Source organism: Leptolyngbya sp. FACHB-711, assembly GCF_014695615.1.
In the GTDB taxonomy this organism is placed as follows: Bacteria; Cyanobacteriota; Cyanobacteriia; order Elainellales; family Elainellaceae; genus Leptolyngbya_A.
Genome location: NZ_JACJOR010000162.1, coordinates 1 through 5839 on the forward strand (window position 1 = coordinate 1; position 5839 = coordinate 5839).

Below are 5839 nucleotides of genomic sequence, written 5' to 3' on the forward strand. Positions count from 1 at the left end.
TAGATGCAGTGTATTTTTCGGTAGCAACGATGACAACCGTGGGATTTGGTGACATCACGCCGATTTCTCAGACGGGAAGATTGCTGACGGTGCTGATGATCCTGACCGGCATCGCGCTGATTCCCTGGCAGTTAGGCGATTTGATCAAACAGTTGATTAAAACGTCTAATCAGGTTGAAACAATTTGTGCAGCGTGTGGTCTGGAGAGCCACGATCGCGATGCGAAATTCTGCAAAAATTGCGGTCATTCGCTAATGCAGGTGAAATCTTCTCAAGCTCACTTTTAACGAGATGCCATTCCTTAAACGCTAGCTAAGCGATCGTCTCCTATGGGATTTGCTCTCCTTCTCAGCCTGCTCCTGCTGCTCTCCTGTTGGGGGCGAGGAACCCTGGACTGACTGGATCCCGACTCTTGCTTCTAAGGGGAGAAGGAGTCGGGTTCTGCGAATAAAGGACAAACTGCAAATTGATGTCCGTCTATTGAATCATTTCTAAATCAATTAAGGAAGGTTTCCTGCAAAGACGATCTCTGCCCAGGGTGCGGTTATCCCTTGAATCTCTATTTGTTAACTTCAGCACAGATTGACAGGGCGTTTTTATTTCCGTCTTTCTGTAATTTTTTTGTAAATGAATCAGGAGATGATTTATGACTTTTACCGCCGACCAGCAAACGAATGAAGCATTACAAATGTTCCAGGGTTTTGATGCTGATACTCAACTCGCGCTGTTGTGGTATGGCTACCTTGACCTGAAAGATCAGCTCACCCCGACAAACGACCCGGCTCAGCACGCGATTTCTCGATCGCTGGTGGATCAAATTCAGGCTCTCTCTCCCGAAGAGCAGCTCGAAGCCCAGCGCAATATTATTGCTTGCGCCGATACGGATGTCAGCCATGCTTACAGTGCGCTCAGCTCCAGCGCAAAACTTAGCTTCTGGCTCCAGCTTGCTCAGGCAATGGATGAGGGTTCTGTGATTCAAGTTCCTTCGGATTATCAGCTTCCTTCTGAAACCGATCGCTTTAGTGAATCGATCAAGAGCCTCGACTTTGAGCAGCGCATTAACTTTTCCCGCAGTGCAGTGGTGGCAATGGGCGCGCAGCCGATCGATAGATAATGTAGAAAGAATATAGTGCGAGAGGATGTAGCGCGTTTTTGATTAAAGGGGGAAATTCCTGATACCGACGAAAGCCGGAATTGGGTTTCCCCCGATTTTTAGTTCAGATTTACTCTTCAAATACATCCCTATCCTGCGGCTGATGCACCTTTCCTGCCCGCTTCAGTAGCTCATCAGCGCGATCGGGATGCTCAAAAATTAAGTCCAGCAGGTCATATTCATGCAGTCCGGCTTTGTGGGCGTAGTAGCGCACCTGAGACATAATGCGCGGCTCGGACTGGCGTAGATACATACTAAGGCAAGCCAACGCCTGTGCAGAAAGACTGCGTCCTAAAAAATAGGCGAGAGCAGTCAGGAGCTTGAGTTCGTATTCCGGTGGCGGGTTTAGCGTGAGAGGCTGGGAGTTGGGCTGAGAGTTGGGCTGAGTCATAGGTGAATTGCGTCAATTTGAATCAATCTTGCTTTTAATCATCCTGCGATAAGTTTGGCTTTGAGCAAAGCGATCGAATTTCTTCTTGCAGTGCCTAAATTTATTCATGCAAAGATTCATGCAAAGATTCGATCGATGTTGACCTAGCAATCTCGCCGCTATTGCTTTCGGCATTTTTACACTCTGTTCTGTGCGCTCAGCAGGACGTTGATAACAGAACGTTGATCGATCGCTTGATGCATATGATGAGTGGAAGAAATGGCATTTTGTGGGTTTACAGGATGCTGGCTCATGTTAATTCAATAAATTACCCTCGCAATTCACCCTTGTAATTTAAAGTAATCGACGTTGATGAGTCTGGCTTCCTTTGATGAATTAAGCTGTAACCGTTCGATTGTTACAATTTCTCAACCACGGGCAGAGGCTTTTGCGGATTTGAAGCGACACACTAACCCATAGTTACTCTGTGAATGTGTAAGTTGAGTAAAGCAATGCAGACCTTTCACAATTTCATGGACTTGATGCCGCAACACGCGGAAATTGGAGAGCAACAGTCCGATGGCTACCGTCCGGTTCAGCTTACGCTCAACAATACAATCATTCACTGTCAATACTATGCTGCAAAAACAGATGCCGCAAAAACAGACAGTGCCGACGAAGCGGTAGAAAAAACAACTCAGGGAGTAATTTGGGTTGGTGGTGTAGGTGGCGGTTGGGACAGTCCGGCACAGCAGCTTTATCCGCGACTGGCGCAGATTTTATTGCGATCGGGCATTGATTCTTTGCGGGTGCGCTACCGTCAGCCAACTCAACTCGACCTCTCGGTAATGGATGTGCTGGTGGGAATCCGATTTTTGCAGGATCAGGGCATTGAGGCGATCGCCCTCGTTGGACATTCATTTGGCGGAGCGGTAGTCATTCAGGCGGCGGCGGCGACATTGGCGGTAAAAACGGTTATTGCCCTTGCGCCCCAGTCCTACGGCACGGAAGCGGTTCCCGAACTGGCATCGCGCTGCTCGCTGCTGCTGCTACACGGCACGGCTGATCCAGTGCTGTCTCCTACCTGCTCAAAGCAGATTTATCAGCACGCCCTTGAGCCAAAGCAGCTCATTCTCTACCCGGACGCTGGCCATGGTTTGGATGAGGTTGCGGATGAAGTTGAATCAGTCGTTCAACATTGGCTGATCGAACAGCTTAATCAAAATATCGAGTAGCCACCCTAAACTGCGAACAGCAGCACGAATGAAAATCTATTTTTGAGTCAGACGATGATGGAACTAAGATGGGGCAGCAGCGATCGAGCCAAAGACCTTTTAAAGGGGCAAACCGCTCCTTACGCCAGCGGCTTAATTGGCGCGGAGAGCCTGCGCTTGCTTTTGCGCCGACGGCAGTAGTTTCAGGTGTGCTTGCTTTTGTCGAAGTGCTGTCCCAGTAGCGGCTACTGTTTGCATCTCTGGCATTCAGCGCGTTTTTGATTTATCTCGATCCACAGCACGGAACGAATACTGTTCGCACCCTGACCATTTCTCACTTAATGGCAGCCATGATCGGCTGGGTATTGTTGCTCTGCTTTGGTAGCGGATATCTTGCGGCAGGAATTTCTCTGGTGATGACCATCGTGCTGATGATTGTTCTTGATGTTGTTCATCCGCCTGCCGTTTCGGCTTCCCTCAGCTTTGCTCTTCGTGCCCACAACGAAACGCACCTGATTCTATTTTTTCTGGCGATTGCGGTGACGGCGACACTCGTTTTACTGGAACGAATTACGCTTTGGATTCTGCCAGCATACGATCGTTCTTCCTGAACCCTCAAGATACAACTTCCATTTTGTCCCGGCTTCTAAGCAGAGATGGCAAGTCTATCTTCCTTTTTATCATCGGCGATTCAAATTTATCTTGTTGCCGATGAAACTTTTGTGTTGAAAATGTTTCACACTTTTGCTGTTTCACCATAGAATGATTGACATATCACTTCATTTCTGGTTAATCCAATATGACAGCAGCAACCCGTGGACGATCGAAAGCCGTGAATGTGAATAAACAGTCTGTTGAACAAGCAGGGTCGTATCTTCAAGAATTGCCGGAAAAACCGAAAGAGAATTTGTCGTTGCGTGAGGCAGTCGGTCAATTGCGTGACCAAATTCAGGCGGCTCTGGCAAAAGGCTACAGCTACGATGATTTAGCAAAAATGCTGACTGAGAAAGGAATCGAAATTAGCGCGACCACGCTCAAGAGCTATGTACCCGCAGGTAGGCGGCAGTCCAACAAAGACAAAACTGCTGCTCCCAAAACCCGCACACGCCGCACTCGCAAAACTGATGATGCAGAGATAGATACTTCAGAGGCAGCCGAAGCGGAAACAGAAACTGCTGCACCTGAAGAGACTGAGGAAGCTGAGCGGAAACCGATTCGTCGCCGCACTCGCACTGCAGCTGCCAGTGCAAAAGAAGGTCAGAGCAGCCGTGCAACTGCCAGTAAGCCAGCGACTCGTTCTACGCGGGGTCGGCAAAAGCGCAGCTAAGCCTCACTTTATTTCTTCAATCAGGCCTGAATCATGGCAACGGATCTCTCCCCTGCTGCGATTCCCGACTTTGTTCATGTGCTATCGCAGGCAGCAAAATCCTATCGTGTGTCCGCTCAACCGACTGCAAATCAGCAAGCGGAGCCTTCTGGAGAAACTGCGATCGATCGTCCCCCAGCCGAGGCAGTGGTTCAAGCATTGCTTCAGGCAGAACTTGCTGCAAAACAGCAGCGACTTCAGTATCCGTTCGCGGATTTGGTGGGGGAATGGCGGCTCTGTTTCACCACTGGCGTAAAAAAACGCTCGCCCTCCAAGGGACAAACGAAAGGACAAACACGAGGCGGCACTCGCTTAAAAAAAGGAGTTTACCTGCCGCAGTGGACTCCTGCTCAGATTGGCTTTTTTGCTGCTCCAAAAGCAGTGGCAGCGGGATTTGGGCAGGGCATCATCACGAATCAAATCAGCCTGGGTGCAGTGCGGCTCCGGTTTACAGGTCCAGCAAAGTATCTGGGCAAGAAAAACTTGCTTGCCTTCGATTTCACGCAAGTTGCCATCGATTGTTTTGGAAAAACAGTCTTCCAAATCGGATTTCGCGGCGGGCAAACCAAAGCCGCAGAGTTTGAACAGAGGCCTATTGCCAAGCTGCCGTTCTTTGCCTTTTTCAGCGTAACGCCAGACTGGATCGCAGCGCGAGGACGAGGCGGCGGTTTAGCCCTATGGATTCGCGAAGATTCGAGCAGTAGCCATGATTGATTCAACTGATAATCATCTGCGGCAAATCCTCACGCAGACGCAAACGATCGCCGTTGTAGGGCATTCCGATCGCCCTGATCGTCCCAGCTATCAGATCGCCCATTTTTTACGTCAGGCGGGCTATCGCGTCTACCCGGTGAACCCGGCACTTAATGTGATTGAGAATCAGCCCTGCTATCCCACGCTCAAAGCAGTTCCAGAGGCAATCGATCTGGTGAATGTGTTTCGGCGATCGGAATTTCTGCCAGAGGTGGTGCAGGAGGCAATCGAGATTGGCGCGAAAACAGTTTGGGCACAGTCGGGAATTTCTAACCCTGTCGCGGCTCAGATGGCAGCCGACCACGGACTAACCTGCCTGATGAATGCCTGTATCAAAATTGAATATTTGCGTTTGGGGCTGAGTGGGCGATCGCGTTAGTGTTCCGCTTGATGTTGTAGCCGCTATCGCTCTAGCGCTGAACCGTTGGGCAATACAGTTTTGTCTAAAATGGCATGACTTAAATTAAGGTCAGCGGGAGTGACATGGCTGAGCGATGCCCATTTCAAAATCGTTTTTGTGAATATTGTATCTGTCAAATTGGCACGAATCAGTAAGGCAGCACTGAAATCTGCCTCGGTTAAATCTGCTCTGCTCAAGTTTGCATTCGTTAGGCCTGCACGATCCATCAGGACGTGGCTAAAGTTGACCCGTTCTAAGTGCAATCAATTCAACTTTGTGCTGCTCAGGTTTGCTTAATCAAAATTTGCGTCGTTGAGTACAAGGTCTGCAAGATTAGCACCTGCTAAATCTACTCCGGTAAAATCCCGTTCACCTGCCTGATATCTTTTTTGTAATTCAACAGCGTCCATAGTGAATGCGTTACGACTTCTGGCTCATCCTAATATTTATACTGACTAATGTTTATACTGAACCCCTCCTATCCACTGGTTCAGCTAAAAAACTGATACAGTCAGGAAGATGTTCTTGCAGCTTTGCACGGCTCTGATAGTTTTCTGATTATCGGGCAAGTCAGCGGCGAAGC

At 49.0% G+C, this 5839-nt stretch carries 10 protein-coding genes; 8 read left to right on the forward strand and 2 right to left on the reverse strand.

From position 1 onward, the window contains the following. Together H6F80_RS05620 and H6F80_RS05625 are read left to right on the forward strand one after the other, a co-directional pair. Positions 1-287, forward strand: a 287-nt coding sequence (locus tag H6F80_RS05620; protein WP_190790616.1) for a potassium channel family protein, incomplete at its 5' end; no start/stop codon positions are given. Positions 288-646: 359 nt separating this feature from the next. Continuing rightward, positions 647-1114, forward strand: coding sequence for an orange carotenoid protein N-terminal domain-containing protein (locus tag H6F80_RS05625; protein ID WP_190790617.1), 468 nt, complete (start codon positions 647-649; stop codon positions 1112-1114). Between the two features lie 109 nt (positions 1115-1223). On the opposite strand, the gene H6F80_RS05630 is transcribed toward H6F80_RS05625, so the two are convergent. Further along, a complete protein-coding gene (locus tag H6F80_RS05630) occupies positions 1224-1544 on the reverse strand; it encodes a hypothetical protein (protein ID WP_190790618.1) in 321 nt (106 codons plus the stop codon). Positions 1545-2035: 491 nt separating this feature from the next. On the opposite strand from H6F80_RS05630, the gene H6F80_RS05635 reads away from it, so the two are divergent. The 6 genes from H6F80_RS05635 (at position 2036) to H6F80_RS05655 (ending at position 5235) form a co-directional block, all read left to right on the forward strand. Continuing rightward, positions 2036-2758 (forward strand): alpha/beta hydrolase, encoded by a 723-nt coding sequence (locus H6F80_RS05635; RefSeq protein ID WP_190790619.1) that lies wholly within the window; start codon positions 2036-2038, stop codon positions 2756-2758. Between the two features lie 54 nt (positions 2759-2812). Continuing rightward, complete coding sequence (locus tag H6F80_RS30255; protein ID WP_277879046.1) at positions 2813-2938, forward strand: hypothetical protein; 126 nt, start codon at positions 2813-2815, stop codon at positions 2936-2938. A gap of 47 nt (positions 2939-2985) precedes the next feature. Continuing rightward, positions 2986-3348 (forward strand): HPP family protein, encoded by a 363-nt coding sequence (locus H6F80_RS29020; protein WP_348246408.1) that lies wholly within the window; start codon positions 2986-2988, stop codon positions 3346-3348. A gap of 188 nt (positions 3349-3536) precedes the next feature. Further along, positions 3537-4064 carry a hypothetical protein gene (locus H6F80_RS05645; protein ID WP_190790620.1) on the forward strand — a complete coding sequence of 176 codons (528 nt, stop codon included), beginning with the start codon at positions 3537-3539 and terminating at the stop codon, positions 4062-4064. A 33-nt stretch (positions 4065-4097) separates the two neighbouring features. Next, positions 4098-4817, forward strand: coding sequence for a hypothetical protein (locus H6F80_RS05650; protein ID WP_190790621.1), 720 nt, complete (start codon positions 4098-4100; stop codon positions 4815-4817). After that, positions 4810-5235 (forward strand): CoA-binding protein, encoded by a 426-nt coding sequence (locus tag H6F80_RS05655; protein WP_190790622.1) that lies wholly within the window; start codon positions 4810-4812, stop codon positions 5233-5235. The genes H6F80_RS05650 and H6F80_RS05655 overlap by 8 nt, the downstream gene beginning before the upstream one ends. Before the next feature lie 23 nt (positions 5236-5258). Here H6F80_RS05655 and H6F80_RS05660 read toward each other — a convergent pair whose 3' ends face one another. Beyond that, positions 5259-5519 (reverse strand): pentapeptide repeat-containing protein, encoded by a 261-nt coding sequence (locus H6F80_RS05660; RefSeq protein ID WP_277879047.1) that lies wholly within the window; start codon positions 5517-5519, stop codon positions 5259-5261. Between the last annotated feature and the right edge of the window lie 320 nt (positions 5520-5839).